Raw genomic sequence first — 25,736 nt, forward strand, 5'->3', positions numbered from 1 at the left:
GGGGCCGCCCGAGCCGCATGCCCCGAGGAGAATCACCAGATGTCCGGAGACCGCCCCTCCCTGCCGCCGGTGCGGCTGCACTCCGAAGCCGAGCTGGCACGCGAGGCGCTCGCCTCCCCGCTGCTCGCGCGCGCCGCCCTGCTCGCCCGCTGGGCCGGGCCCGCGACCCGGGTCGGAGCGGGCGGCGAGCTCGCCGACGAGCAACTGCCCGCCGCGGCCGAGCACCTCGGCCTCGCCGGCGACGAGGACGGCGCCGCGGACGCGAGCGAGGCCTGGCGGATCGCCGTCGACACGGGCCTGGTCGACATCACGGACGCCGACGAGGACGGGGAAGCGGGCGCCGCCCAGTCGGACGCGACCGGCACGGTCACGGCCGGCGAGAACCTGGCGACGCTCACCTCCGGAAGCCCGCAGGACATCCTCGCGGTCTGGCTCGACGCCCTCGACGCCGTATTCGCCGACGCGACCGCGCCCGTCCTGGAGGACCTCGCCGAGGTCATCGACGAGGACGGCGAGATCGACTTCGGGGCACTGGAGTGGGACCCGGAGGCGGAGGCCGATTTCCTGGAGGGCGTACTGGGCAATCTGTATCTGCTGACCGTGGCATCAGGTGCGGCGGAAGGGCCGGTGCCGTTGCCGGCGCTCGCCGCTTCGGTGATCGTGCCCGACGACATGGGCGAGCCGACCGACGACGTACTGGAGCAGGTGTCGGACGCGATGATGCGGCTCGACGACCAGTTCCGGATGCTTGAGCCGGTCGGGCTCGTCGTCTACCGGCCGGTGGACGAGGCGCTGATGGCGGAGGCGGGCGAGGACGAGCCGGACGTACCGCAGCCGCCCGTCGACGAGGAGGACGTGTCCCGGTACGGGATGGTCGGGCTCACGCCGCTCGGCCTGTACGGGGTCAGGTCCCGGATGCTCGAAGCGGGCGTGGACGCGCCCGCCGTCGGTGACCTCGTGGACAAGGGCGCGGACACGCTGCTCGACGGCATCGCGTACTTCCCGGAGATCTCGGCGCGCGGGGAGACCGTGCTGTGGCTCGCCCGCCGCGAACCGGCCACCGCGGCACGGGAGTTGCTCGCAGCCGCGCGCGGCGCCGACCGGGGCGCGCCGCTGCGCAGGCTCCGCAGCCAGCAGGCACTCTCGCTGGTCGGCCCGGAGGCCGAGCCCGCTGTGCGCGAGGTGCTCGACGACGTGGAGCTGGGCGGCCTGGCCCGGGTCTGGCTCGCCGAGAGCGGCGCGTCGGACGTGCCGCCGCCGCCCGACACGATGATCTTCTGGCTGGCGATCGACACCATCGCGGCCCAGCTCGACGCGGACGGCGAGCCGGCCGAGCTCCAGGATCTGGTGGCGGGACTCACCGGACAGCACAGCGGGTTCTTCGACACGGCCTGGCGGGTGCGGCACCCGTCCACGGCGGACGTGCTGGAGGCGATGGGCCGCCTGCACCCGGACCGGAAGTCGGCCAAGGAGGCCCGTAAGGCGGCCTTCAAGGCCCGCTCGCGCACCGGGAGTTGATCACCCCCCCCGCCTCGGCGGGGCGGGGCGCGGCTGCGCCGTTGCGGTGAATCGCGCGCGTGTGGGCGGGCGGCGGGTTCCGATGGAGCCGGCCGCCCGCCGGTTCACGTACTCGGTGCGTGGGCGCGTAACTACGCGTCACAGGTACTTCGTCGTGTGCTTGAACGAGGACGACGCCCCGTCGAACCCGTACGTACCCCGGTACGACGACGGATTCTGGAACTCGCCCACGATCGTGATCGTGTTGGCGCAGGAACCCTGCCCCGCACGCTTCGCGTCGAGCCTGATCTGCTCGCCGACGAAGCCGCCCGTGATGTCCCACGGGGCGCCGCAGATGCCGGACGTGATCTGACCGCCCGTTACCACGTGCGGGTAGGTGTTGGGGTTGTACTTCACCTCGATGGCGAACGTGGTCTGGCCGTTGTGCAGTTCCAGCTTGGCGGCCGTCGAGATGGCTTCCGCCGAGAGGTCCATCGGTGTCGCGAAGGCCTCCTCGCGCGACTTCACCTCCGCGCCCTGCGCGTTGAGGTAGCGGTGCGCGGAGCGGTCCTGGCTCTGCGATGATTTCCGTGTCTGGGTGGTCATGGGTGCCTCCTCCTGTCAGGCCAGCTGCTCGGCGATTTCGACGCGCAGCAGTGCGCGGACGGTCTCGATGTGGTTGACCACGGTCACGACCTGGGAGCCCGCGAAGAGCAGGCCGAGGGCGACGTTGTCCTGCGAGGTGACCAGCGAACCGGAGTCGCCGCCCGCGGAGATGTTCGTCGTCAGGATCTGGTCCTTGAACCGCGCCGTCCCGGCGGTCCCGTAGTTCACGTCGATCGTCGCGTCGACCGCGATGATCCGGCCGAAGCTGATGTTGGTCGTACGGCCGGTCTTCTTGACCAGGTCACCGACGGCCACATTGGCCTTGCGCCGCCAGGCGCGCGGCGCGCCGCTGAAGTACTGCTCACGGGTGGCGTCCTGGAAGTCCACCGCGCCCAGCGCCGCGTCGACGACGTTGTTGTGCCGGTCCAGCGGGATCTGCGGGGCGAACTGGATGGTGATGAACCGGTCCAGCGTCGCGATCCTGTCGGCCGGGTCCTGCCCGCCGTCGAACACGCCGGGCTGGACGATCGCGCCGCCCGCCGGAGCCCTGTTGGAGTCGGCGAGTACGTGGTTGTTGCTGAGGATGTAGAACTTCGCCGGGGTGCCGAGCCCCGACCCGGGCGGGTCGGTGGTGGCACCGGGCAGGAAGTCGTACACCACGCTGCCGAGCGTGCCGGCCGTCACGCGTACGTTGCCCACCGAGATGCCGGAGGGCGCCGGACGCATACGGCGCTTGAGGAGCTGCGGCTCGAACGCGCCGAGCCCGCTGAGCTCTTCGAGCTGCGGCTGGGACAGCTGGGAGAGCTGCTCGCTCACGCTGCCGTCCGGCCGGTACTGGGACTCCTGCTCGGCGCCGCGGCGCTGCTGACGCCGCTGGCGCTGCGCGGAGACATGGCCGACCGCGACGACATCGGTCGGGGTGCCGTCGTCCATCCGGCGCGGGATCAGGTCCCGCTCCGGAAGCATGGAATCTGGAACCTTCTGGTTCACGAAGACGAGCAGGGCCGGCTCGCCGGTGGGCTGCCCGTTGCTCCACTTCACGCCGTGGCCGAAGCCGACCACATTGGTTCGCGGTTCCTGCGGATTCAGGAAGTCGTGCACTGCCTGCTGGCGGGAACTGTCACTTACCTGCCCGCCGGTCGGACCACGCATCATCTCGGGCTGGCTCATGCCAGACCACCTCTTCCCCGGTTCTACGGCGCGTCAGAGCTCGTCGTCCTGTGCGTGGACGTCGCCGATCGCGACCACCCGCACGGGAACGCCGTCGAGCTCCGGTGGCACCACGTCTTCGGTCCGAAGCCGGTCGCGGGGCACTTTGCGCGTAACGAACACAACGATCATGTCCACGCCCGAGTGCTCATCCCTCCCGGTGCCGACCCCGGTCACATTGGCCAGCTGCATCAGCCGGCTCTCATGGAGGTCGCGGGCCTGCCTGGCATCCACAGGCTCGCCTCCCCCGCAGGTACGGATCTGCCCGGGTACGTTCCCCCCGGTCCCGGGCCGGTAGGGAATGTCTATTGCGGCCTTCGGCTGCGGTCAAGGCGTTCTGCGTTAAATCTTGGGATTACGGGCGTTCCATGCCTGTTGACCTTCTTTACGAAGATTCTTCGAACCACTTGTCGGGCACGCCGAGAGCCGCCTCGTGGGAGGTCCGGTGACGCTCGCGCTCAAGTACGCAAATGCGAAGCGCCGTTGAGGTCCAGCACCGCGCCCGAGGACCATTCGGCGGCCGGCGAGGCCAGCCACAGCACCGCCGACGCGACCTCGTCCGCCGACGCCACCCGGCCGAACGGGCTCTGCGCCCGGATCGCCGCGCCCTCCGCCCCGCTGAGCCGGTGCGCCACCCGCTCGGTCTCGAAGAACCCCGGTGCGACCGAGGCCACCCCGATTCCGTACGGGGCCAGCGACACCGCCAGCGACTGGCCCAGCGCGTGCACCGCCGCCTTCGTCGCCCCGTACGCCGGGTGGTCCGGCTCCCCGCGGAAGGCGCCGCGCGAACCGATGTTGACGATCCGGCCGCCGCCGCCCTGGTCGATCATCCGGCGCGCGGCGAGATGGCTGAGATTGGCCGTGGCCAGGAGATTGACGGACACATGCCGCTGCCATACGGCCGCCCAGTCCTCGTACGACGTCTCGGCGAGCGGGTGCCGCTCGTTGACGGCGGCGTTGTTCACCAGGACGTCGATGCCGCCGAGCCCCTCCGCCGCCAGGGCCGCGACCTCGGCCGCCCCGGCCGGGTCCGAGAGGTCGCCGCCGACCAGCACATGGCCCGTACCGGCGAGACCGTCGAGGGTGCGCCGCGCGTCCTGGCGCCGTGAGCCGTAGTGGACGGCGACGCGGTCGCCGTTGCCGGCGAAGGCGCGGGCGACGGCGCGGCCGAGGCCGCGCGAGGCGCCACTGACGAGGACACGGCGAGCGGGGCTTTCGGGGCCTTCGGGGCGTTCGGTGGCGGGCGGGTTCATCGGCGGTGCCTCTCGGAACTCGGTTGATGTACAGCCGTCGTTGGTGCGCCCGGACAGAGGGCCGTGTGGCGCACTTGGGGCTTCCGGATTCGGAGAAATGGGCGGAGTCGGAATTCGGCGAATTCCCCCGCTGTCTTCACCCCGCTGTCTTCAACGCACGGAATCTTCTCGCCGACAGGAAAGGCCGGTTACGCGAAGATCGCCCGTCGCGCGAATATCCCGGAGCCCGGCATCATGCTCGCCAGTCCGGGTCCGTGGCGGCGTCGATTTCGGGGTCGGATTCACCGAGACCGAGAAGTTCGGTCACTTCGTCCTCGTGTTCGCGGATCACCCCGGACATCGGTTCCTCCTCCCACCACGGCACGGGGGCTGCCTGACCGGCGCACCAGGCCAGGGCCTCGGGGACGCTGGGGCGGTCCGCGGGGCTCTTGGCGAGGCAGTGCGCGATGAAGCCCGGCCACTGGACGCCGGGGACACCGATCAGATCAGGCGCTTCGTGCAGCGTGCGCCGGAGCACCTTCTCGGCGCCGCCCGAGCCGTGCGGATTGCGCCCGGTGCTGGACAGGGCCAGCAGCACGCCGAGCCCGAACACATCGGCGGGCGGGCCCACTTGGGCGCCGGAAATCAGCTGTTCCGGGGCGATGAAGCCGAGCGGTCCGGTGGCGTCCTCGGGGTATCCGGCGCCGAATCCGATGACCTTCGGGCCGCCGCGGGTGACGATCACATGGGCCGGTTTGAGTTCACGGTGGACCAGTCCCGCGGCGTGCAGGGCGGACAGGGCGACGGTGAGCGCCGTACCGAGGGTGCCGAGGCTCGGCGGGTCCAGCGGGCCGAGTGTGGTGACCGTCTCGACGAGGGCGGGGCCCACGCAGAACTCGGTCGCCAGCCAGGGCTGCCCGTTCTCGATCCCGCCGTCGACGACCGCCGCCGTGAACGGCCCGCCGACGGCGTGCGCGGCGGTCGCCTCACGGCGGAAGAGCTCGCGGAAGCTGCGCTCCGCCGCGAGGTGCTGGTGCACGGTCTTGAGGGCGACCAGCTGTCCGGAAGCCGCCTGCGCCAGCTCCACGCGGCCCGTCGCGCCCTCGCCGAGCAGCGAGACGATGCGGTACTCCGCGCGCTCGGCCATGCCGTGATCCCCTCGCGTGATCCAGTGATGCGGTTGCTGCCAGTGATCAGTTTCCCGGACGCCATGAGCGACGCGCGCCGCGCCCCCTCGGTTGCGGCCTCGATGGCGGCGCGCGTCTGTTCGGAATCGGCTCGCTGTCGGAATCGAAAAGTTGTGCCCGTATTGCTCCGTGCGGAGGATTTGGGTCGAACAGGAGCAGCGGTCCGTCGAGTGCCTCGCGGGTCGGCGGATTCGCGGAGGAATGAATTGCCCGTACGCGCCAAGGCAAACAGCGGGACACCGATTGAAGGCCGTGTGACGGCCTCCGGGCGCACCGCCGACGGGGCAATCGTCCAATTCCGCAGGGTGTCGCGGCGGTCACGCCCCGTCCGGAATGCCTGGTCGCCGCACCCTCGACGGGGCGAGGGACGCGGCGTTCCGGATGGTGGCGTCGACCGTGGCGGGAGGGGGTGCGAACTGGCCCTCGGGCAAGTGATCAAGGACGGGCATGGCGTGGCGGGCGCGCGGGGCGCATACTCTCAAGCAATGACAAAGTCAGCCGGAGCCCGGCGTTACCTGCCGTCCAGTCCCTTCAACGTCCCGGCCGCGGCCGCCCCACCGATCGAGGTTTTCGATGTGGGCGACCGGGTCTCGCACGACCAGTTCGGACTTGGGAGGGTTGTCGCAGTCGAGGGAGATGCCGCAGTGCTCATCGACTTCGCGGGGCGACAGGGCCGCATCCTGAGTCCTTTCGTCAAGCTGACGAAGCTCTAGTCCCTCCGGCGCGCAAGCGCTAGAGGGCCTGGGCAGCCGGCTTGACCATGCCGCGAACGGTGCGACTCTTCGCGAAGTCGCCCATCGCGGTCATTTCCCATTCCCCCGAGAACTGCTTGATCAGCTTCGCCATCATCACGCCCGTCTGCGGCTCGGCGCCCGTCAGATCGAAGCGCACCAGCTCCTCGCCGGTCGCCGCGTCCAGCAGACGACAGTAGGCCTTGGCGACCTCGCTGAACTTCTGGCCGGAGAACGAGTTCACCGTGAAGACCAGGCCGGTCGCCTCCGGGGGGATGCGGCCGAGGTCGACGGTGATGACCTCGTCGTCGCCCGCGCCCTCACCGGTGAGGTTGTCACCGGAGTGCTTCACGGAGCCGTTGAGGATCGAGAGCTTGCCGAAGTAGCAGCTGTCGAGGTGTTTGCGGTTTCCGTCGTAGGCGATGACGGACGCGTCCAGGTCGATGTCCTTGCCCCGGAAGGCGGGCTCCCAGCCGAGCCCCATCTTGACCTGGGAGAGCAGCGGACGGCCGCCCTTGACCAGGGAAACGGTCTGGTTCTTCTGGAGGCTGACCCGCCCCTTGTCCAGGTTGATCTTGCCGGCCGCGGCAGGGGGCGCAGGCGGCGCCTGAGGGGCCGCGGGAGGCGCCTGGGCGGTAACCCTCGGGTCGGCCACCGGAGGGGCCGAGGGGGCCGCTGGAGCAGCCGGAGCGGGCGTCGGAGCGGCTGCGGCGGCGGGCTCGTCCACCGAGACGCCGAAGTCCGTGGCGATGCCCGCCAGCCCGTTCGCGTAACCCTGGCCGACCGCGCGCACCTTCCAGGCGCCGTTGCGCAGGTAGATCTCCACGATCACCAGTGCCGTTTCGCTGCCGAGCTGCGGCGGGGTGAACGTGGCGAGGGCGCTGCCGTCGTCGGCGTTGCGCACGGTGGCGGTGGGCTCGATGCCCTGGAAGGTCTGGCCCGCGGCGTCGGGGCTCGCGGTGATCACGATCTTCTCGATGCCGGCCGGCACCGCGGAGGTGTCCACCACGATCGCGTCGGGCGCCGAGCCGCCGCCGGACCGGTGGACGACACCGGGTCCCGTAGGCTGGTTGAAGAAGATGAAGTCGTCGTCGGAGCGCACCTTGCCGTCGGCGGTGAGCAGCAGGCCCGATACGTCGAGCCGCACCGGAGCGGCGACGTCCACGGCCACGCGGGCGGTCGAAAGCGGGATGTTCGAGCCGGGTGTCATTGCGGTCATGCCAGGGCTAACGACCGACACCTCTTTGCCGTTCCCTTACCTGTCGCTATCTGTTGCGCGGGTGATTGCGGGCCGCCCGCTCGGTTCCGTGCTTGCGACCTCACCCGCGATTGACAGTGGGAGGCGGAGGTCCCAGGCGCCGCGACGCCGCTGCCAATCGTGGGTGAGGTCGTTGTACGCGCCGGTCCAGTGGGCCATCACGAGCTGGCTGTCGTCGGCTTCGGCCTCGGCCAGGAACTTCGCCGCGCGCTCACCCCGCAGGGTGCCGGCCGCGCGCCCCTGGTGGGTGATGACGACGCTGCCGTCGCTGTGCGCTTCCCAACCGAATCCATGAGGTTTCGGCATGGAGGCATGGTGCCCGCCGGACGCGCTTGCGGCCATGTGTTTTAGGCGCCCGGCGGTTTCGCTGGGGTTTCACTCGTCCGGGTCGGTTCTCCGGTGTGCACCGGGCGCGAGGACCGGTCCGCCCGCCTCGGCGCGCTCTGCCCGCCGGGAGCGGCAGGCCGTGCCCGGGACTCCTCGTACGCGATCTCTCAGTACGGCCACTGGGGCGGGTCGGTGCAGAACGGGCCGCCCAGATTGGCGTGGGCCGGATTGTCCGGGTCGAGCTCGCCGTGCTCGGCGATCAGCGTCTCGGCGAACTGCTCCGAGTCGTCCTGCGGCTCGTAGCCGATGGCCCGCGCGGACGACAGGTCCCACCACAGGCGGGTGTTCGCGGAGGAGCCGTAGATGACGGTGTGGCCGACCCTCTCGGCGGTGAGCGCGGCGTGGAAGAGCCGCGCGCCGTCGCCCGGACTCATCCAGACCGAGAGCATCCGCACCGAGCTGGGCTCCATGAAGCAGGAGCCGATCCGTACGGAGACGGTCTCGACGCCGTGCAGGTCCCAGTACAGCTGCGCGAGGTCCTCACCGAAGGCCTTGGAGAGCCCGTAGAAGGTGTCGGGGCGGTGCGGGGTGTCGATGGGGATGAGCGGCGCGCCCTCGGCGGGACGCGGGGTGAAGCCGACCGCGTGGTTCGACGAGGCTAAGACGATCCGGGCGACGCCCTCCTCGCGGGCCGCCTCGTAGAGGTTGTACGTCCCTTCGATGTTGGCGCGCACGATTTTCTCGAAGGAGGCTTCCAGGGAGATGCCCGCGAGGTGGATGATCCCGTCTACGCCCCGCACGGCCTCGCGCAGCGCCTCCTTGTCGGCCAGGTCCGCGGTGATCGCCCTGGGCTCGCCCTCGATCGGAGTCGCGTCGAAAAGCCGCAGTTCATAGCCGTACGCCGGGAGGATCCCGCGCATCAGGGTGCCGAGGCCGCCCGCGGCGCCGGTGAGCAGGACGGTGCGTGGAGCAGGCATCGGTGGGTCTCCTCGGTGCGCGGCAGGGCGGTGTGTGAGCGTGGCGTGGTCCACAGGGCATGGACGCGTCCGTGAACCTTGTTTACATATGTGGACACGCTACGGATCGCCGCCGGACCACGTCAAGTGTTGCGCGGAGGGGGTCGATCCGTCTGGGTCTTGCGGTTTCTCGTCTTGACCGGCCCCGTGGACCTGCTTTAGCGTGACGGCGTTCAGGGATATGGACGCAGATCAGAATTGTGCACGCACAGGGAGCGCTCGTGACCTCAGCCCCGCTCGCCGACCGACTCGACGGTCTGCTCTTCTTTCCCGTCACCGCGTACGGACCGGACGGCGGTCTCGACCTCGAAGTCTTCCGCGCCCACGTACGCGCTGGCATCGACTCCGGCGCCGCCGCCGTCTTCGCGTGCTGCGGAACGGGCGAGTTCCACGCCCTGACCCCGGAGGAATTCCGCGACTGCGTAGCCGCGGCCGTGCAGGAGGCCGCGGGCCGGGTGCCCGTCGTCGCCGGCGCGGGCTACGGAACGGCGCTCGCGATCCAGTACGCGAAGGCGGCCGAGGCGGCGGGGGCGGACGGACTGCTCGCCATGCCTCCGTACCTCGTCGTCGCGGACCAGAAGGGGCTGCTGCGCCACTACACCGCGCTGGCAGCCGCGACCTCCCTCGACGTCATCGTCTACCAGCGCGACAACGCGATCTTCGCTCCGGAGACCGTCGTCGGACTCGCCCAGGTGCCCCGCATCATCGGGTTCAAGGACGGCCACGGCGACATCGATCTGATGCAGCGCATCGTCAGCAGGGTGCGCCGGGAGCTTCCCGGCCACCCGTTCCTCTACTTCAACGGCCTGCCCACCGCGGAGCTCACCGGCCTCGCGTACCGGGCCATCGGCGTCACTCTCTACTCGTCGGCGGTCTTCTGCTTCGCTCCCGACATCGCCCTTGCTTTCCACAAGGCGCTGAACAACGGCGACGACGTCACCGCCAACCGGCTGCTCGACCACTTCTTCGTGCCCCTGGTCGAACTGCGCAACGCGGGCCGCGGATACGCCGTATCGCTCGTCAAGGCGGGTGTACGGCTCGGTGGTCTGGACGTCGGCGAGGTCCGCCCGCCGCTCAATGAGCCCGACGCCTCGCACGTCAAGGAGCTGGCCGAACTGATCGCGAGCGCGCGGAGTCTCCTGGGGGACGACGCGTGAGGGCCTCCGCCTTCGTCTACCCCTGGGACGTCGTGGGCGACCCGGACGTCGCCGTCCGCATCGCGGACCTCGGCGTCCGGCAGGTGACCCTCGCATCGGCCTACCACTCGACCAGGGCCCTGACCCCGCGCCACCCCGGCCACCGCATCGTCACCGCCGAACACGCTTCGGTGCTCTACCCCGTGGACGAGGACCGCTGGGCCGGGCGCGCCCTGCGGCCGTACGCCGCCGGCGCCTGGGCGCCGACCGCCGACCCGTACGGCGAGGCGGCGCACGCGCTCACGGAGGCCGGGCTCGACGTCCACTCCTGGGTCGTCCTGGCCCACAACTCCCGTCTCGGCGCCGAGCATCCGGACACCAGCGTGGTCAACGCCTACAGCGACCGCTACCCCTGGGCGCCCTGCATCGCCCAGCCCGCCGTCCGTGCCTACCTCGTCGCCCTCGCGGCGGAAGCGGCCGTACGACCCGGCGCGCGGGGCACCGAGCTGGAGTCCTGCGGCTGGTACGGGCTGGCCCATCTGCACGCGCACGACAAGATCGGGGGAGTCGGGCTCGGGGACGCGGCGCAGTATCTGATGTCGCTCTGCTTCTGCCCGGCCTGCCGCTCCGGCTACGCGGAACTCGGCCTGAACGCAGATGAATTGAGCGCGACCGTACGTCGCGCGCTGGACCCCGTGTGGTCTGCGGGCTCGCTGGAAGCAGGCTGGCCCGCGGTGGAGAAGCTCATCGGGGCGGACCTCGCGGCCACGACCCTGGAGTGGCGCACCCGGACCGCCCGCACGCTCCAGGAGTCGGCGGTCGGCGCGGTACGGGCAGCGGCGCCGCCGGGCTTCCAGGTGCTGCTGCACGCCGATCCGACGGCGTACCACTGCGGTGCGAACGTCGGCGTCGATCCGGAGCACATCATGCGGGTAGCCGACGGCGTGGTCGTTCCCTGCGCCGCCGGTCCGCATCTGATCGCCCCCTTCGCGGAGCACCGCGCCGGGGGAGGCGTCCTCGCGGCCAACCTCACCGTGGTCTCCGGCATGGGCGGCAGTCCGGCCTCGCTCGCGGCGGACGTGGAGCGCGCGGCCGGACTCGGCGCCACTGAACTGCGGCTCTATCACGCGGGCCTGGCGTCCGACGCGGACCTGAGGCTCGTGCGGGAGGCTCTGGGGGTGTGAGGGTCGGCCGAAGCCGGTTGCGTGGTGGCTTCGGCCGACCGCCAGGCCCCGGCGGCGAAGGCGGCGTAGCCGAGGGGGACGATCGCGCGTCCGCTGAACAGCAGGGGGGAACCGGTCCAGGTTGATCCGGCCGAGCGGACCGGCCCGCCACGTCACCAGGAGGCTGAGCAGTCCGACGACGGCGGCGGCGATAGAACGCTAGCTCTGTCTCCTATGTCAACGAGCCGGGAGTCGGCGGCGCGCTCTGTGGTGCCAGGGCCCCGGCGAAGTTATGGACTGGTCGGTTCAAAACATGTTAGCGTCCTCGTCATGGCCCGCCCGAGGAAGTTCGACGAGGAGCAGGCGGTCGATGCCGCGATGGAGGCGTTCTGGGCCGCCGGCTACGAGGCGACGTCCACGCAGGATCTGTGCGAGGCCACCGGTCTGGGCCGCAGCAGCATTTACAACACCTTCAAGAGCAAGCGCGATCTCTTCGACCGGGCGCTCGCCCGCTATATGGAGTTCAAGAACGCCGAGCTGACCGCCCTGATGGAGAGCGATCTGCCGGTGCGGGAGAAGCTCCGTACCCAACTCCAGCTGGTGATCGACGAGGAGTTCGGCCGCGGTCGCGACGGCCGCGGCTGTCTGGTCGTCAATACGGCCGTCGAGGCGGCCACTCGCGAGCAGGGGCTCAAGGAGGATCTGGCGCGTGACTACGGGGTGCGGCTGTCGGTGATCCGCGCCGCGATCGAATCCGGGCAGCGGGACGGCGACATCGCCCGCGACAAGGATGCCCTGGCCCTCGCGCACTTCGTGATCGCGACCGTCGCCGGACTGCGGGTCTCGGCACGGGTCACTTCGGAGCGGTCCACCTTGGAAAGCATCGCGGACGCGGCTCTCAGCGCACTGTGAAGACCGCGCGCGTGGCGAAGACCGCACGGTGAAAAACGCCCCCGTCGTCCGGGGGTTTCTTTACGGGTTCGTTTTGAACTGAACGGTACAAAAAGGAGCGCCACACTCATGCCGATCGCCGTCTACATACTGGGCCTGGGCATCTTCGCCCAGGGAACCTCCGAGTTCATGCTCTCCGGGCTGCTGCCCACCATGGCCGCCGACCTGGGCGTTTCCATCCCCGACGCGGGCCTGCTCATCTCCGCCTTCGCCGTCGGAATGGTCGTCGGCGCACCGGTGACGAGTGTGCTCACCCTGCGTGTGCCCCGGCGCACCGCCCTCGCCGCCTTCCAACTCGTCTTCATCGCCGGGCACGTGGTGGCGGCCCTGGTGCCGGACTACGGGGTGGTGTTCGCGACCCGTGTGGTGACCGCGGTCGCCTACGCCGGGTTCTGGAGCGTGGCCGCCGCGGCGGCCGTCAGCCTGGTGCCCGTCGGCGCCAAGGGCAAGGCGCTCTCCGTCGTCGCCACCGGCCTCACGCTCGCCACGATCGTGGGCGTACCCGCCGGGACGCTCCTGAGTCAGTACGTCGACTGGCAGGCCGCGTTCTGGGGCGTGGCCGTGTTCACCCTGGTGAGCCTCGTGGCGATGCTGGCCGTCCTGCCCGGCGGCCACGCGGCGGACCGGCAGATTCCCTCGGTGCGGCGGGAGTTGAAGGGGATGGCCCGGCCGGCGCTCTGGGTGTCGTTCGCGGTCACCGTGCTGACCTTCGGCGCGGCCATCGTCACCTTCAGCTATCTCGCGCCGCTGCTCACCGAGGTCAGCGGAGTGCCGGAGAGCTGGGTGCCCGCCGTGCTCTCCCTGTACGGAGTCGGCGGGCTGATCGGCATGACCATCGGTGGACGCGTCGCCGACGCCCACCCGATCCGTACGCTCTACTTCGGGGTCGGCGGACTCACGGTCCTGTCCGCCGCCCTCGCCGCGGCGGCGTCGAATCCGGTCGTCACGATCGGCCTGGTCCTTCTCCTCGGCGTGGCCGGCTATGTCACCAACCCGGTGCTTCAGTCACGGGTGTTCAGCATCGCCCCCGACGCACCGACGCTGGTTCCGGCGGTCAACACCTCGGCCTTCAACGTGGGCATCACCCTCACGCCGATGCTGGGCGGCATGGCCATCGACGCCGGACTCGGCTACGCCTCGGTCGCCTGGGTCGGCGCCGGTGTCGGCGCCCTGGGCGTCGCCGCCACGGCCTGGGCGGCCGCGCTCCAGCGCCGAGCAATCCGGAGCCGGGTGGTGGCGGGAAGCGGGCTCCGCGTAGCGGCCGGGGACGTTCCGCGAGGTCAGCCCGCCCAGTGACCGGACAGGAAGGCGACGGCGACGAGGGTCGACAGGGGGGCGGCGACGTACAGATAGGCACTCTTCAGTCAGGCCCGGCGCAGGCTCCAGGCGGCTAGGAGTGTCCACAGGGGCCACCACAGGAGGGTGGCGCGAGGAACAGACGTGTACCAGTAGGGCGTCCCCAGCGCCCACAGGCTGAGCCCGATATAGACGGCCTCCGGCCAGCGCCGGAGTCTCAGGAGGACGCCGAGCAGTACGACGCCGCCGACCATCGCCAGCAGTTCGGCCTGGCACATCAGGGCGTACCCGGTGGCCTGGGTATGCTCGAAGGCGGCCCGCCAGGTGTGCTGCCAGGCCTCCCAGGGGGCGTGGAACTCCCGGTACCAGCCGCGTTCCTGGGCGTGTTTCCACGCCATCCAGTCGCCGGTGTGCGCGTGCAGGTATCAGCTGTGGAGAACCGCGGGCAGGGCGGGCAGCGCGATCCACGGTGCCCGGTACCAGTCGCGGCGGTTGGACGCGGTGGTGACGAAGTGGACGGCGAGGGCCGCGGTGAGGAAGAGGCCGCTGATGCGCACGGTGGTCCCCAGGCACGTCAGGGTGGCCGCCAGGGGCCAGTTGTGGCGCTGGGCGGCCAGCCAGGCGGGCAGAGCGAGGGCGAGGAAGAGCGCCTCGGTGTAACCGGCGGCCAGGAACACCGCGAACGGTGAGAGCAGCAGGAAGAGAACGGCACGCTGTCCCGCCGCCCTCCCGGGCAGATGGAGCCGTGCGATGCGGGCGAGCGCGACGACGGCGACGGCCCCGGCGGCGAAGGAAATCAGCAGACCCGCCGCTGTCCAGTGCGGGACCACGGTGTGAACGGCCCGCAGCAGGAGGGGGAAACCGGGGAAGAAGGCCTCCCTGTTGTCCCAGCCGGCGGTCCAGGGGCCCGTCCCTTCGGGGAAGTAGCCGCTCTGCGCTATGTGCAGAAAGTGCCACCAGTCCCACTGCTCCCACGGCGACAGCAGCGAAGGGGCGTGCCTGCTCTTCGGGTTGTCGGGGAACAGCCACCGTGTGCAGTGGGCGACGGTCCAGATGCCCGCTCTGGTGAACAGATAAAGCCACAGCGCGTCGCGGTCGCCGGGAGTGAGCGAAAGGGGCAGCCGGCCGGTGAACTGTCGGCGTGCGGACGCCCCCTGCCGGAGACGCGGCGCGGCCTTCGGCTCGTACGGGCGGGGGCAGCCGGGGGCCGCAGTGGCGGTGCGGTCATGGGCGGACTCCTGAGTGCGGGCGGAGGGGCATCGGGGCATGGGGAATCGCCCGGCGGCGGTCATGACGGGCAGGAGAGTTGGGGGGAAGGGGGTGCGGCGCGCGGGCGCGTTATGAGCCGGGCGGCGCCGAGGTCGAGGAGTAGGTCGAGGGGAAGTCGGACGGCGTACCCGACCCCGGATACGTCGGCGCGCTGGACGCGGTGCCGGGCGGGGCGTCGCTCGCGGTGTCCGACGGTGTGCCGTCCGTCGAGCCGGACGAGGGAGGGCCGGTGGGCAGCGTGGTCCGTGCGGGGGAGGGGGAGGAGGCGGGCGCGTCGGACGGCGTACTGGCCGGAACCGTGGCGCCGCGATTGCTCGGCAGCAGGGCCGCCACGGCCGCTCCGGTACCGGCGAAGGCCACACACAGAACGGCGGCCAGCGCGGCGAGATGCCGGCGCCGACGCCGGTCGCCGCGCTCCACGATCACCGAGACGGGCACGGACCTGGCGCCCGCCCGACCGGCGGCGGCAGCCTGCTTGAACACGGACTTCAGCGGGTCGTGGGGCTCAGGCACCGGAGGTCTCCTCAGCGCGGGGGTCCTGCAGAAGGTGGGAGAGAGCGGCCCGTCCCCGGACCAGATGCGTCTTCACGGTGCTCGCGGAAAGACCGGTCTCGGCCGCGATCTGCTCGACGGTGAGGTCGCACACGTAATGCAGCGTCACGGTCCGCCGCTGCCTGCCTGGCAGTTCGCGCAGCGCCGAGACCAGCGCGACCTGTTCGGGCCCCGGCCCGTCGACGGACGGTGGGCTGCCGCCGCGCTGCCAGGCATCGGCCGAGCGGCGGTGCCCACGCCATCGGCTCACGGCCAGCCGCCACGCGACCGTGCGGATCCACGCCTCGGGTTCCCGACCCCGGTCGAGCTGGCGCCGCCTGCTCCAGCCCCGGACGAACGCCTCCTGCACGACGTCCTGGGCCTCGTGCAGATCGCCGAGCATCACGTACAACTGGCCGGTGAGCCGTGCCGCCGCATGCGCGTAGAACTCTTCGAACTCCTCGACGGTCAACAACGACTCCTGGGTCTCTTCGGTCTCATCTGGCATACGCCCGGGAACACCCATCCGGTTGACACGGGAGTCACAGGAGCGCAGTGAGAGACGTCACAGCGCGCGCGGTGCGCGACACGCGGCGGTGGAACCCTCCTGCGGAGTGATCACAGGGAAACGGGAAACGCATAACATGCGCGCGATGTATCCATCGCAGCACTTCCGTCCGAGGGGACTCAGCGTGCGCAACAAGGTTCTGCCTTCCCTGTTCTGTGCCGGGCTCATAGTGGCCACCAGCGTGTTGGCCGGCACAGCGGCCACCGCCGCCGAAGCCGCGCCCGCGTCGCAGACCGCCGCGGCCGGCATTCGCGAGAAGCTGGAGCGGATCCCCGGACTGACCGTCGTGTCCGAGGGGGACAAGGGCGGATTCCCTCTCTACACCCTGAGGCTGACCCAGCCCGTCGACCACAGCCGCCCCGGGCGTGGTTCCTTCGAGCAGACCTTCACGCTGTGGCACAAGGCCGAGAGCGCGTCGGTGGTGCACTACACCGGCGGCTACGGGCTGTCCTCGGGCACGCGTGAGATCACCACGTTGCTCGGCGCCAACCAGGTCAGCCTGGAGCACCGCTACTTCAACACCTCGCGCCCCGCCGACGTCGACTGGGACGACCTGAACGTCTGGCAGGAAGCGAGCGACGAGCACGCGATCGTCAAGGCGCTCAAGGGCATCTACACCGCGAAGTGGCTGGGCACCGGCGCCAGCAAGGGCGGCATGACGCAGGTCTACCACGAGCGTTACTACCCCAAGGACCTCGACGCCGTCGTCGCCTATGTCGCGCCGAACGACGCGGACAACCGGGACGACAGCGTCTACGAGGAGTTCTTCAATACCGTCGGCACCGCCGAGTGCCGCAGTGCGCTGAACGCCGTGCAGCGCGAAATGCTGGTGCGGCGCGACGCGATGCTGCCGCGCTTCGAGGCCACGTCCAAGGAGCAGGGCCTCACCTTCAAGTACCTCGGCACACCCGACCGTGCCTTCGAGTTCTCGGTGCTCGACCAGGTGTGGAACTTCTGGCAGAGCGGTACGTACACCGACTGCCCGGCCGTCCCGGACGCCAAGAAGGCCACCGACGACGAGCTGTACGCCTGGTCGCTGGACCACGGCCTGAGCATCTACTCGGACGAGGGCAACGGCCCGGAGGGCACCGGCCCGTACTACCGGCAGGCCGCGAGCCAGCTGGGCTGGGCCGACCTGAAGTTCAAGCACCTGCGCGACGTCCGCAACTACCCAGGCGTCTACCAGCCCAACTCGGTGCTGCCCGAGGACATGCGCACGTCGTACAACGGCCGCGCCATCAAGGACGTCGACCGCTGGGTGGCCACGCAGGGCACGCAGATGATGTTCGTGTACGGACAGAACGACCCGTGGAGCGCGGAGCGGTTCAGGCCGAGCCGGCATGACTCGCACCTGTTTGTCGCCCCGGACACCAACCACGGCGCCCTGATCTCGAAGCTGACGCCCGAGGAGCGGGCCAAGGCCGAGGCGACGGTCAAGCGCTGGGCAGGCCAGTAGGAGCAGCGGGAACCCCGGACGGGCTTGAAGCGCCGCTCAAGCCCGTCCGGTGCTGTCTCACCTCACCGGCCGATCGCCGCCTTCATCACCTTCTGTGCGATCGGCGCCGCCAGACCGTTGCCGCTGACTTCTGAGCGCGCCGCACCCGAGTCCTCGACGAGGACCGCGACCGCGACCTCCTTGCCGGACGAGCTGTCCTTCGCGTACGACGTGAACCAGGCGTACGGCGTCTTGCTGTTCGCCACGCCGTGCTGCGCGGTGCCGGTCTTGCCGCCCACTTCGGCGCCGTCGATCTGCGCGTTCGTGCCCGTGCCGTCCTTGACGACCGTGACCATCGCGCTCTGCAACTGCTCGGCGGTCGACGAGGACACGACCCGCTCGCTGCCCGCGTCGTCCAGCTCCTCAAGGTCGTTGCCGTCGCCGTCCGTCACCTTGGAGACCATGTGCGGCGACGCCAGCTCGCCGCCATTGGCGAGGGCCGCCGAGACCATGGCCATCTGCAGCGGGGTGGCCGTCACCTCGAACTGGCCGATGCCGGTGAGCGCGGTCTGCGGCTTGTCCATGCCGGACGGGTAGACACTCTCCGAGGCCCTGACCGGCACATCCAGCTTCTCGGTGTTGAAACCGAACTTCTCCGACATCGCCTTCACCTTGTCCTGGCCGAGGTCGACGGCCAGCTTCGCGAAGACGTTGTTGCAGGAGAACTTGAGCGCGCTGCGCAGCGTCGCGTTCTCGCAAGGGGCGGAGGCGTTCTCGTTCTTCAGGACCGTCCGGGTGTTGGGCAGGGTGTACGGGTTCGGGCTTTCCGTCTTCTCGTCGACCGACCCGTGGATCCCGTCCTCCAGCGCCGCGGCGGCGACCACCAGCTTGAACGTCGACCCCGGCGGCAGCGGCTGGCGCAGTGCCCGGTTGACCAGCGGCTTGTCCTGGTCCTTCAGCAGTTGCTGCCAGGTGTCGCCGTCCGTGGTCCCGCTGATCTTCGAGGGGTCGTACGACGGGGTGGACACCATCCCCAGGATCCGCCCGGTCTTGGGATCCACGGCGACGGCCGCGCCCTTCTTTTCGCCCAGCGCCTCGTACGCCGCCTTCTGCACGGCGGGGTCGATGGTCGTCACGACGTCGCCCGGCTCGGTCTGCTTGCCGGTGATGACATCCGCCGGGTTCTTCAGCCGGTTGTCGGTGCCGTCCAGGACATCGCTGTAGATGCCTTCGAGCTGGGTGGACCCGTACGCCTGTGAGCCGTAGCCGGTGACGGCCGAGTAGAGGTCACCGTTGGTGTAGGTGCGCTTGTACGCGAGATCGCCGACCTCCGTCTTCTTCGATCCGGTGACCGGCGAACCGGCCACGATGATGTTCCCGAGCGGCTGCGCGTACTGCGCGATCGTGTTCCGCCGGTTGTTCTTGTCGTCTGCGAGGGCCTGGCCTTGGTATGCCTGCACCCAGGTGGCCCGCACCAGCAGGGCGAGCACCATCAGCAGGCAGAAGACCGAAGCGTGCCTGATTGTTTTGTTCATCCCGTACGAAGGACGAGCGACGGGGGCGCGGACGTTCCCATATGTCGCGCTTCTCAGGAAAACTTCATCTGGCGCCCCCCGGTGTCAGCCGGGGGTGATGAAGCCCGACTCGTACGCCTTGATCACCGCCTGGGTGCGGTCCCGCGCCCCCGTCTTGGCCAGCACGGCCGCCACATGGCTCTTGGCCGTCGTCGGGCCGACCAGCAGCCTTCCGGCGATCTCCGCGTTCGTCAGGCCCGCCGCCATCAGGCGCAGCACCTCCGACTCGCGGTCGGTGAGCCGCGCCACCCAGGGCGGCGGTGCGGCGGGCCGCCGGGCGGCGTGCCCGGCGGCCAGGCCGCGCAGCGCGGCCGGGAAGAGCAGGGAGTCGCTGCGGGCCACCAGCCGGACCGCCTGGACGAGGTCCTCGGCGGCGGCGCGTTTGAGGAGGAAGCCCGAGGCGCCGGCGCGCAGGGCGTCGTACACATAGGAGTCGTTCTCGAAGGTGGTGACGACAACGATGCGCGGCGGCTCGGAGAGGGTGGCCAGGATCTGCTCGGTGGCGCGGATGCCGTCGATCTCCGGCATGCGTACGTCCATCAGCACCACATCGGGCCGCAGCTCGCGCACCACCGACACGGCCTGCGCGCCCGTCGCCGCCTCGCCGACGACCTCCAGGTCGGGCTCGGCGTCCAGGATGACCCGCAGCGCGGTGCGGACCATGCGCTCGTCGTCGGCGACCACGACGCGGACCGTGCGCGAGGTGCCCGGTGTGTCCGGTGCGGCTGCCGTGTTCGGTGTGTCCGCCGTGCCCGGTGCGGTTGCCGTGGTCGGTGGGTTCTGTGGGTTCGGTGTGCTCATCGGGCGCCGCCGCCGGTCGGCAGGTGCGCCGTGAGCCGCCAGACTTCGCCGCGCGGCCCGGCCTCGGCGTGGCCGCCGAGCAGCGTGGTCCGCTCCGCGATGCGGCGCAGGCCCCGGCCGCCCCCGGGGCGCGGGACGGGGACACCCTGCCACAAGTGACCCCACCGCTCGCGGGCGTACAGCGCGAACAGGGCTCCCAGCGCGAGGCCCTGCATGATGAAGCCGGGGTAGACGACGGCAAAGACCCACTCGTCGAGGAAGGGCTCCCTCGACGCGGACCCGCTGCCCGCACCGGTGAAGAGCTTGACCACGAGCTGGAGCGGATACGCGGTCATGATCGGCGTCAGCAGCCCGCCCGCCGCCCACATGGGCAGCGCCAGGAGCCAGGCCGGGACGCGCCGCCCCCAGGCCTGGGTGAGCAGCAGCGCCAGCACGATGACGGCGCTGTCCATCAGGACCGTCACGCTGTTGGCGACGGCCATCACGCCCGGCTTGTCGAGCAGCACGCTGTCGTCCGGGATGCCCACGTGGCTCCCGGCGATCCAGGAGATCTTCAGCGCGAGGTAGGGCACGCAGGAGACGACGGCGACGGCACGCAGCGTCCGGCGCAGCGGCCCGGTGCGGGACGGGTGGGCGGACGGGCGGGCCGCCGGCGGGCCGGCGGAGGCGGGGAGGAGCGGTGGGTGTGTCATGGCATCCACACTTCCGGCCGCCGCCGCCGGGCACGTCCTGCGCGGCGACGATCCGCCTCCGCCGCGCGGCGGAGACGGCCTTCGCCCGATGGCGCCCACTCGCCGCGCCTCACCCGGCAGACCTCACGCGCCGTCCCTCACCCGGCGGACCTCACCCGCTGAGGGTGAGGATCAGCCCTTCGGTCTCCGCGCCTCGGCCGTTCGCGTAGGTCCGCTCGCGCCCGACCACCGTGAAGCCGCACTTCTCCAGCACCCGGATCGAACCGGTGTTGTCGGCGGCGGCGCGGCCGAGCAGCGGCCGCTCGGGCACCAGCGCGAGCAGCGCCCGCAGGGCCGCGGTGGCCACCCCGCGGCCCCAGAACGCGCGGGCGATCCAGTACGTCACTTCACGTTCGTCCAGCGGCCCGTACACCGCGGCGCTGCCCGCGACCTCTCCGTCGGCCAGGATCGTGCGCACCACCACGTCGGAGTCGAGGATCCGCACCCAGTGCGCGTCGAAATGGGCCCGGTCCGAGGGGTCCTCGGAGGTGAACGCCGCCATCAGAACGGACTCCGGGTCCTGCGTCTGCTCGAAGAACAGAGGCAGGTCGGACGGCCGCACTTCGCGCAAATTGACATCCATCAAGAGTCAGAGCCTCCGGGTGGCGAGAGTGAGCCGGTCGCGCGCGTCGAAGAGCGCGTCCTTGATCATCTGTTCGTGGCCGGGAGTGAGCCGGGCGACCGGCACCGAGCAGCTGATCGCGTCGCGCGCCGGTGTGCGGTACGGAATCGCGATGCCGAAGCAGCGCAGACCCAGCGTGTTCTCCTCGCGATCCACCGCGTACCCCTGCTCGCGGATGAGATGCAGCTCCTCGATGAGCTTCTCGCGGTCGGTGATGGTGTGCTCGGTGAGCGGCGCCATCGTCTCCGGCAGCAGCTTGCGGACCTGCTCGTCGGTGTGGGTCGCGAGCAGCGCCTTGCCGAGGGATGTTGAGTGCGCGGGCAGCCGACGCCCGACGCGGGTGAAGGGGCGCAGATAGTGCTGCGACTGGCGGGTGGCGAGGTAGACGACGTTCGTGCCGTCGAGACGGGCCAGGTGGATCGTCTCGGTCGTGTCGTCGGAGAGCCGGTCCAGGGTGGGCCTGGCGGAGGTCACGACCTCGTCGCCGTCGATGTACGACGTACCGACGAGGAGGGCCCGCACGCCGATGCCGTACCGCGTGCCCGTCGCGTCGGTCTCCACCCAGCCGAGCTCGACCAGGGTGCGCAACAGCATGTAGAGGCTGGACTTGGGGTAGCCGACGGCTTCCTGCACGGCGGCGAGGGAGTGCATACCGGGGCGTCCCGCGAAATATTCGAGCAATTCCACGGTCCGCACCGCGGACTTGACTTGTGCTCCACCTGAATCGGCAGCCGACATTGCTCTTCGCCCTTCTTGACCACACAGAACACCCGGAAATAAAGTCCCCATCATATTCATCATCAGGAACTGTGTTCAGAATACCGAACAACTTCTGATGGTCGGCAGTGAAGCTGGAAGGAATCTCGGTGGCAGCAGCACCAGTCTGGAGCGTCGACCCTCGAACCGGGAAGCCGCGCGAGCAGGTTGCGGTGGAGGCTACAGCGGCGGAGGTGGACGCGGCGGTGCGCGCGGCCCACGCCGCGCGCGGGGCCCTCGCGGACCGCACCGTGCGTGCGGCCCTGCTGCGCACGGTGGCGGATCTTCTCGACGGGACCGGCGAGCGCATCATCGAGGCCGCGGACGCCGAGACGGCGCTCGGCCCGGTCCGCCTCACCGGCGAACTCGCCCGCACCACGGCCCAGTTGCGGACCTTCGCGGAGGTCGTCGACGAGGGCGCGTATCTCGACATCCGCATCGACCACGCCGACTCCGCGCAGACCCCGCCCTGGCCCGACCTGCGCCGCTGGAAGGTGCCGCTCGGCGTCGTCGCGGTCTACTCCGCGAGCAATTTCCCGCTGGCCTTCTCGGTGCCCGGCGGCGACACGGCCAGTGCGCTCGCCGCGGGCTGCCCGGTCGTCGTCAAGGCGCACCCCGACCACCCGGCGACCTCCGAGCTGTGCGCCGCTGTGGTGCACCGCGCCGCCGAGCGGCTCGGGCTCGACCAGGACATCCTCGTCCTGGTGCACGGCTTCGAAGCGGGCGTCGAGCTGGTCAAGCACCCGCTGGTGACCGCCGCGGGCTTCACCGGGTCGGTACGGGGAGGGCGCGCCCTCTTCGACGCCGCGGCGGCCCGGCCGACGCCGATCCCCTTCCACGGCGAGCTCGGCAGCCTCAACCCGGTCGTGGTGACCGAGGCCGCAGCCGCCGAGCGGGCCGAGCAGATCGGCGCCGGACTGGCGACCTCGATGACGATGGGCGTCGGCCAGTTCTGCACCAAGCCGGGCTTCGTACTGGCCCCCGCGGGAGCGGCGGGCGACCGGCTGCTGAAGTCCCTCACCGAGGCCGTCAGCGACACCGCGTCCGGGGTCCTGCTCGACCAGCGGATGCGCGACAGCTTCGTCGCCGGCGTCCGGGAGCGGGTCGAACTGCCCGACGTGGACGCCCCGGTGACGCCCGGCGCGGGCGGCGAGCACACGGTGAGCGCGGGATTCCTGACCGTACCGGCGCGCGTCCTGGCCACCGAGGGACCGCACGACCTCCTGCTGGAGGAGTGCTTCGGCCCGGTCACCGTCGTCGCCCGCTACGAGGACCCCGCCGAGATCACGGCGGTACTCGCCCGGCTCCCCGGCAACCTCACGGCCACCCTCCAGCTCTCCGCGGAGGAGGGCGCGGGCACCGAGGGCTCGGGCGCCGAGCTGCTCGCGGAGCTCACCCCGCTGGCCGGCCGCGTCCTCGTCAACGGCTGGCCGACCGGAGTCGCCGTGGCCCCGGCCCAGCACCACGGCGGCCCCTACCCGGCGACGACGTCGACCTCCACCTCGGTGGGCGCGACCGCGATCGAGCGCTGGCTGCGCCCGGTCTCGTACCAGTCGACGCCCGATGCGCTGCTCCCGGCGGAGCTGTGCGACGCCAACCCGGGAGCGGTGCCGCGCCGTGTGGACGGCCGCCCGGAGGAGCCCCGTCCATGAGTGACCAGCTCGAACTGCCGGAGCTGCCCTTCCCGCTGCGCCGGTACGGTCCCGACGGCTCCTGGTCGCGGGAGGGCGGGGCACTCACCGGCTGGGCGGGGCCCCGCCAGGACCGCTTCGTGCCGCCGTCGGGCGAGGCCCTGGACTCCGCGTCCGGCGCGCCGCGCCTGCTCGGCGCGCCCGAAGGCGACTTCCAGCTCATCGCCCGGGTGACGGCGGGGCTCGCCGCCTCCGGCGACGCCGGGGTGCTGTATCTGCACGTCGGCGAGCGGGAGTGGGCCAAGCTCTGCCTGGAGCTGTCTCCGGACCGGCCGACGGTCTGTACGGTCGTCACCCGGGGGCACTCCGACGACGCCAACTCCTTCGTGGTCGACGGCGACCGGGTCTGGCTGCGCATCAGTCGTACGGGCAAGACCTTCGCCTTCCACGCCTCCACCGACGGCGAGCACTGGACCTTCGTCCGGATCTTCACCCTCGGTACGCCGGAGCGGGCGGCGGCCGCGCTTGTGGGCTTCATGACACAGTCCCCGGTCGGCGAGGGGTGCGTGGTGACGTTCGACCGGATCGAGTTCCGCCCGAGCTGGCCCAGGGGGCTGCGCGACGGCACCTGACACCCGGTGATCGGCTGCGGCCGGGCCGTGCGCCCGGCCGCAGCCGGAGCGTCGTCGGCGCCGTGGCCGTCAGCAGGGCGGCGCCGATCAGCAGGCCCGTGCGCGGCCGATTCGCCGCGTCGGCAGCTGCGGGGCGAGGTCGGCCTCGCCCCGGCGCGTACCGTGCGTTGTTCAGCCGCGTCGCGGCCCCGCAACCGCAACCGCACGCCGACAAGATCGCGTCCACCTCATGATGATCAGAAACGCCACCCCCGCCGACCTCGACGCCATCATCCCCCTGCACGCGGCCGCCCGTGCCACGTACTACCGCGGCCGTATCCCCGAGGACGACTTCGACGGGCCCATCGAACAGGCCCGGGTCCGCGGCGGCTGGACCCGCGCACTCGCCCGGGGCCGCGGTGTGCTGTGCGCCGAGGCCGCCAACGGCACGCTCGCGGGCGTGGCCGCGTTCCACGAGGTCGACGGCGCCCTCACCCTCACCCAGCTCCATGTCGCCCCCGAGAGCTGGGGCCGTGGCATCGGCACCGCCCTGCACGCCGCCTGCGTCACGTCCTGGCAGCGCTCCGATGTCCGCGCCGCGCGCCTGGAGGTCTATGAGCGCAACCTGCGCGCCCAGGCCTTCTACGCCCGCCACGGCTGGCGCCCCGACCGTGTGACGCCACGCTCCGGTGCCCATCTGGTGCTGTGGCTGGATGTGCGGTCTGCGGGGGAATGAGCAGGCCACCACCTGTGTTGAGGCGGGAGCGGAGGGTGCCTCCGTGCCCGTCGGACCGTGGAGAGAAGAAGTCACATGCGCGTCGAGATCTGGTCGGACATCGCCTGTCCCTGGTGCTACATCGGCAAGGCCCGCTTCGAGAAGGGCCTGGCCGCCTTCGCGCACCGCGACGAGATCGAGGTGGTGCACCGCTCCTTCGAGCTCGACCCCGGCCGCGCCAAGGGCGACACGGCGCCCGTGATCGACATGCTGGCCTCGAAGTACGGGCGTACCCGTGAGGAGGCCCGCGCCATGGAGGAGCACGTGGCGGGCAACGCGCAGGCCGAGGGCCTCGGCTACCTCACCGAGGGGCGCGAGCACGGCAGCACCTTCGACATCCACCGGCTGCTGCACCTGGCCAAGTCGCGCGGCCGCCAGGACCAGCTGCTCGACCTCGCCTACCGCGCCAACTTCGCCGAGGAGCGCTCCGTCTACGACGCCCAGGTCCTGGTGGACCTCGCCGTGGAGGCCGGACTCGACGCCGAGGAGGCGCGGGCCGTCCTGACGGACGAGAGCGCGTACGCCGACGACGTACGGGCCGACGAGCGCGAGGCCGCCGAGCTGGGCGCGAGTGGTGTGCCCTTCTTCGTGCTCGACCGCCGCTTCGGCGTCTCCGGCGGCCAGCCTGCCGAGACCTTCACCCAGGCACTGGAGCAGGCGTGGCAGGGCCGGGCCCTCACCACGATCGGTGACAGCGCCGACGGAGAAGCGTGCGACACGGATGGGTCCTGCGAGATTCCGCAGGCCGGCGGGTACGTATAAGCATCGCTTAGAGGTACCCGGTAAACATTGGCAATGGACGGGGAGTTCGCGGGGCCGCAGA

26 protein-coding genes and 1 pseudogene are annotated in these 25,736 nt (G+C 70.9%); 11 read left to right on the top strand and 16 right to left on the bottom strand.

What is annotated here, in order from left to right; all coding sequences use genetic code 11:
• Positions 1-39 precede the first annotated feature (39 nt).
• Positions 40-1,518, top strand: a complete 1,479-nt coding sequence (locus QMK30_RS09025; protein ID WP_283516669.1) for a hypothetical protein — start codon at positions 40-42, stop codon at positions 1,516-1,518.
• Positions 1,519-1,656: 138 nt separating this feature from the next.
• Here the strand turns inward: QMK30_RS09025 and QMK30_RS09030 are convergent, their stop codons facing one another.
• The 5 genes from QMK30_RS09030 to QMK30_RS09050 form a co-directional block, all read right to left on the bottom strand.
• On the bottom strand, positions 1,657-2,103 hold the full coding sequence (locus tag QMK30_RS09030) for a hypothetical protein (RefSeq protein ID WP_283516670.1): 447 nt from the start codon (positions 2,101-2,103) through the stop codon (positions 1,657-1,659).
• Between the two features lie 15 nt (positions 2,104-2,118).
• Entirely contained in the window at positions 2,119-3,273 is a 1,155-nt protein-coding gene (locus QMK30_RS09035; RefSeq protein WP_283516671.1) for a chymotrypsin family serine protease, read from the bottom strand.
• Between the two features lie 33 nt (positions 3,274-3,306).
• Positions 3,307-3,546, bottom strand: coding sequence for a hypothetical protein (locus QMK30_RS09040; protein ID WP_283516672.1), 240 nt, complete (start codon positions 3,544-3,546; stop codon positions 3,307-3,309).
• A gap of 224 nt (positions 3,547-3,770) precedes the next feature.
• Complete coding sequence (locus QMK30_RS09045) at positions 3,771-4,565, bottom strand: SDR family NAD(P)-dependent oxidoreductase (protein WP_283516673.1); 795 nt, start codon at positions 4,563-4,565, stop codon at positions 3,771-3,773.
• A 232-nt stretch (positions 4,566-4,797) separates the two neighbouring features.
• The gene (locus QMK30_RS09050; protein WP_283516674.1) at positions 4,798-5,691 is read right to left on the bottom strand and encodes a serine/threonine-protein kinase; all 894 of its coding nucleotides are present in this window, start codon (positions 5,689-5,691) and stop codon (positions 4,798-4,800) included.
• 525 nt (positions 5,692-6,216) lie between these two features.
• Here QMK30_RS09050 and QMK30_RS09055 point away from each other — a divergent pair.
• Positions 6,217-6,444 (top strand): hypothetical protein, encoded by a 228-nt coding sequence (locus tag QMK30_RS09055; protein WP_283516675.1) that lies wholly within the window; start codon positions 6,217-6,219, stop codon positions 6,442-6,444.
• Between the two features lie 19 nt (positions 6,445-6,463).
• Here QMK30_RS09055 and QMK30_RS09060 read toward each other — a convergent pair whose 3' ends face one another.
• The 3 genes from QMK30_RS09060 to QMK30_RS09070 form a co-directional block, all read right to left on the bottom strand.
• Positions 6,464-7,681, bottom strand: coding sequence for a TerD family protein (locus tag QMK30_RS09060; RefSeq protein WP_283516676.1), 1,218 nt, complete (start codon positions 7,679-7,681; stop codon positions 6,464-6,466).
• Positions 7,682-7,717: 36 nt separating this feature from the next.
• Positions 7,718-8,026 (bottom strand): hypothetical protein, encoded by a 309-nt coding sequence (locus QMK30_RS09065; protein WP_283516797.1) that lies wholly within the window; start codon positions 8,024-8,026, stop codon positions 7,718-7,720.
• A gap of 188 nt (positions 8,027-8,214) precedes the next feature.
• Entirely contained in the window at positions 8,215-9,024 is an 810-nt protein-coding gene (locus QMK30_RS09070; RefSeq protein WP_283516677.1) for an NAD-dependent epimerase/dehydratase family protein, read from the bottom strand.
• Between the two features lie 260 nt (positions 9,025-9,284).
• Here QMK30_RS09070 and QMK30_RS09075 point away from each other — a divergent pair, with 260 nt between their 5' ends.
• The 4 genes from QMK30_RS09075 to QMK30_RS09090 all read left to right on the top strand — a co-directional run bounded on the left by QMK30_RS09075 (position 9,285) and on the right by QMK30_RS09090 (position 13,609).
• Positions 9,285-10,220, top strand: coding sequence for a 5-dehydro-4-deoxyglucarate dehydratase (locus tag QMK30_RS09075; protein ID WP_283516678.1), 936 nt, complete (start codon positions 9,285-9,287; stop codon positions 10,218-10,220).
• Positions 10,217-11,383, top strand: coding sequence for a hypothetical protein (locus QMK30_RS09080; protein ID WP_283516679.1), 1,167 nt, complete (start codon positions 10,217-10,219; stop codon positions 11,381-11,383). The genes QMK30_RS09075 and QMK30_RS09080 overlap by 4 nt, the downstream gene beginning before the upstream one ends.
• A 309-nt stretch (positions 11,384-11,692) precedes the next feature.
• Complete coding sequence (locus QMK30_RS09085) at positions 11,693-12,274, top strand: TetR/AcrR family transcriptional regulator (protein WP_283516680.1); 582 nt, start codon at positions 11,693-11,695, stop codon at positions 12,272-12,274.
• A 108-nt stretch (positions 12,275-12,382) separates the two neighbouring features.
• The gene (locus QMK30_RS09090) at positions 12,383-13,609 is read left to right on the top strand and encodes a Cmx/CmrA family chloramphenicol efflux MFS transporter (protein ID WP_283516681.1); all 1,227 of its coding nucleotides are present in this window, start codon (positions 12,383-12,385) and stop codon (positions 13,607-13,609) included.
• Here QMK30_RS09090 and QMK30_RS09095 read toward each other — a convergent pair.
• The 3 genes and pseudogenes from QMK30_RS09095 to QMK30_RS09105 all read right to left on the bottom strand — a co-directional run bounded on the left by QMK30_RS09095 (position 13,594) and on the right by QMK30_RS09105 (position 15,917).
• Positions 13,594-14,877 (bottom strand): annotated as a pseudogene (locus tag QMK30_RS09095) (mannosyltransferase family protein). The gene QMK30_RS09090 and the pseudogene QMK30_RS09095 sit on opposite strands and share 16 nt — an antisense overlap.
• A gap of 70 nt (positions 14,878-14,947) precedes the next feature.
• Positions 14,948-15,391 (bottom strand): hypothetical protein, encoded by a 444-nt coding sequence (locus tag QMK30_RS09100; RefSeq protein WP_283516682.1) that lies wholly within the window; start codon positions 15,389-15,391, stop codon positions 14,948-14,950.
• Complete coding sequence (locus QMK30_RS09105) at positions 15,384-15,917, bottom strand: SigE family RNA polymerase sigma factor (protein WP_283516683.1); 534 nt, start codon at positions 15,915-15,917, stop codon at positions 15,384-15,386. Before QMK30_RS09105 ends, QMK30_RS09100 begins: the two co-directional genes overlap by 8 nt.
• Before the next feature lie 184 nt (positions 15,918-16,101).
• Here QMK30_RS09105 and QMK30_RS09110 point away from each other — a divergent pair, with 184 nt between their 5' ends.
• Positions 16,102-17,433, top strand: a complete 1,332-nt coding sequence (locus QMK30_RS09110; protein WP_283516684.1) for a S28 family serine protease — start codon at positions 16,102-16,104, stop codon at positions 17,431-17,433.
• Between the two features lie 62 nt (positions 17,434-17,495).
• On the opposite strand, the gene QMK30_RS09115 is transcribed toward QMK30_RS09110, so the two are convergent.
• From QMK30_RS09115 to QMK30_RS09135, 5 genes are all read right to left on the bottom strand, one after another.
• The gene (locus QMK30_RS09115) at positions 17,496-18,947 is read right to left on the bottom strand and encodes a peptidoglycan D,D-transpeptidase FtsI family protein (RefSeq protein ID WP_283516685.1); all 1,452 of its coding nucleotides are present in this window, start codon (positions 18,945-18,947) and stop codon (positions 17,496-17,498) included.
• 84 nt (positions 18,948-19,031) lie between these two features.
• The gene (locus QMK30_RS09120) at positions 19,032-19,787 is read right to left on the bottom strand and encodes a response regulator transcription factor (protein ID WP_283516686.1); all 756 of its coding nucleotides are present in this window, start codon (positions 19,785-19,787) and stop codon (positions 19,032-19,034) included.
• Positions 19,784-20,479, bottom strand: a complete 696-nt coding sequence (locus QMK30_RS09125) for a hypothetical protein (RefSeq protein ID WP_502963097.1) — start codon at positions 20,477-20,479, stop codon at positions 19,784-19,786. Before QMK30_RS09125 ends, QMK30_RS09120 begins: the two co-directional genes overlap by 4 nt.
• Before the next feature lie 151 nt (positions 20,480-20,630).
• Positions 20,631-21,101 (bottom strand): GNAT family N-acetyltransferase, encoded by a 471-nt coding sequence (locus QMK30_RS09130; protein WP_283516687.1) that lies wholly within the window; start codon positions 21,099-21,101, stop codon positions 20,631-20,633.
• 6 nt (positions 21,102-21,107) lie between these two features.
• A complete protein-coding gene (locus tag QMK30_RS09135; protein ID WP_283516688.1) occupies positions 21,108-21,878 on the bottom strand; it encodes an IclR family transcriptional regulator in 771 nt (256 codons plus the stop codon).
• Between the two features lie 128 nt (positions 21,879-22,006).
• Between QMK30_RS09135 and QMK30_RS09140 the strand changes: the two genes are divergently transcribed.
• From QMK30_RS09140 to QMK30_RS09155, 4 genes are all read left to right on the top strand, one after another.
• A complete protein-coding gene (locus QMK30_RS09140; RefSeq protein WP_283516689.1) occupies positions 22,007-23,548 on the top strand; it encodes an aldehyde dehydrogenase (NADP(+)) in 1,542 nt (513 codons plus the stop codon).
• On the top strand, positions 23,545-24,159 hold the full coding sequence (locus QMK30_RS09145) for a DUF1349 domain-containing protein (RefSeq protein ID WP_283516690.1): 615 nt from the start codon (positions 23,545-23,547) through the stop codon (positions 24,157-24,159). The genes QMK30_RS09140 and QMK30_RS09145 overlap by 4 nt, the downstream gene beginning before the upstream one ends.
• 229 nt (positions 24,160-24,388) lie before the next feature.
• On the top strand, positions 24,389-24,874 hold the full coding sequence (locus QMK30_RS09150; protein ID WP_349362056.1) for a GNAT family N-acetyltransferase: 486 nt from the start codon (positions 24,389-24,391) through the stop codon (positions 24,872-24,874).
• 75 nt (positions 24,875-24,949) lie between these two features.
• Positions 24,950-25,675 (top strand): DsbA family oxidoreductase, encoded by a 726-nt coding sequence (locus tag QMK30_RS09155; protein ID WP_283516691.1) that lies wholly within the window; start codon positions 24,950-24,952, stop codon positions 25,673-25,675.
• Positions 25,676-25,736: the final 61 nt, after the last annotated feature.

The organism is Streptomyces sp. H27-C3, assembly GCF_030063415.1.
GTDB lineage: Bacteria > Actinomycetota > Actinomycetes > Streptomycetales > Streptomycetaceae > Streptomyces.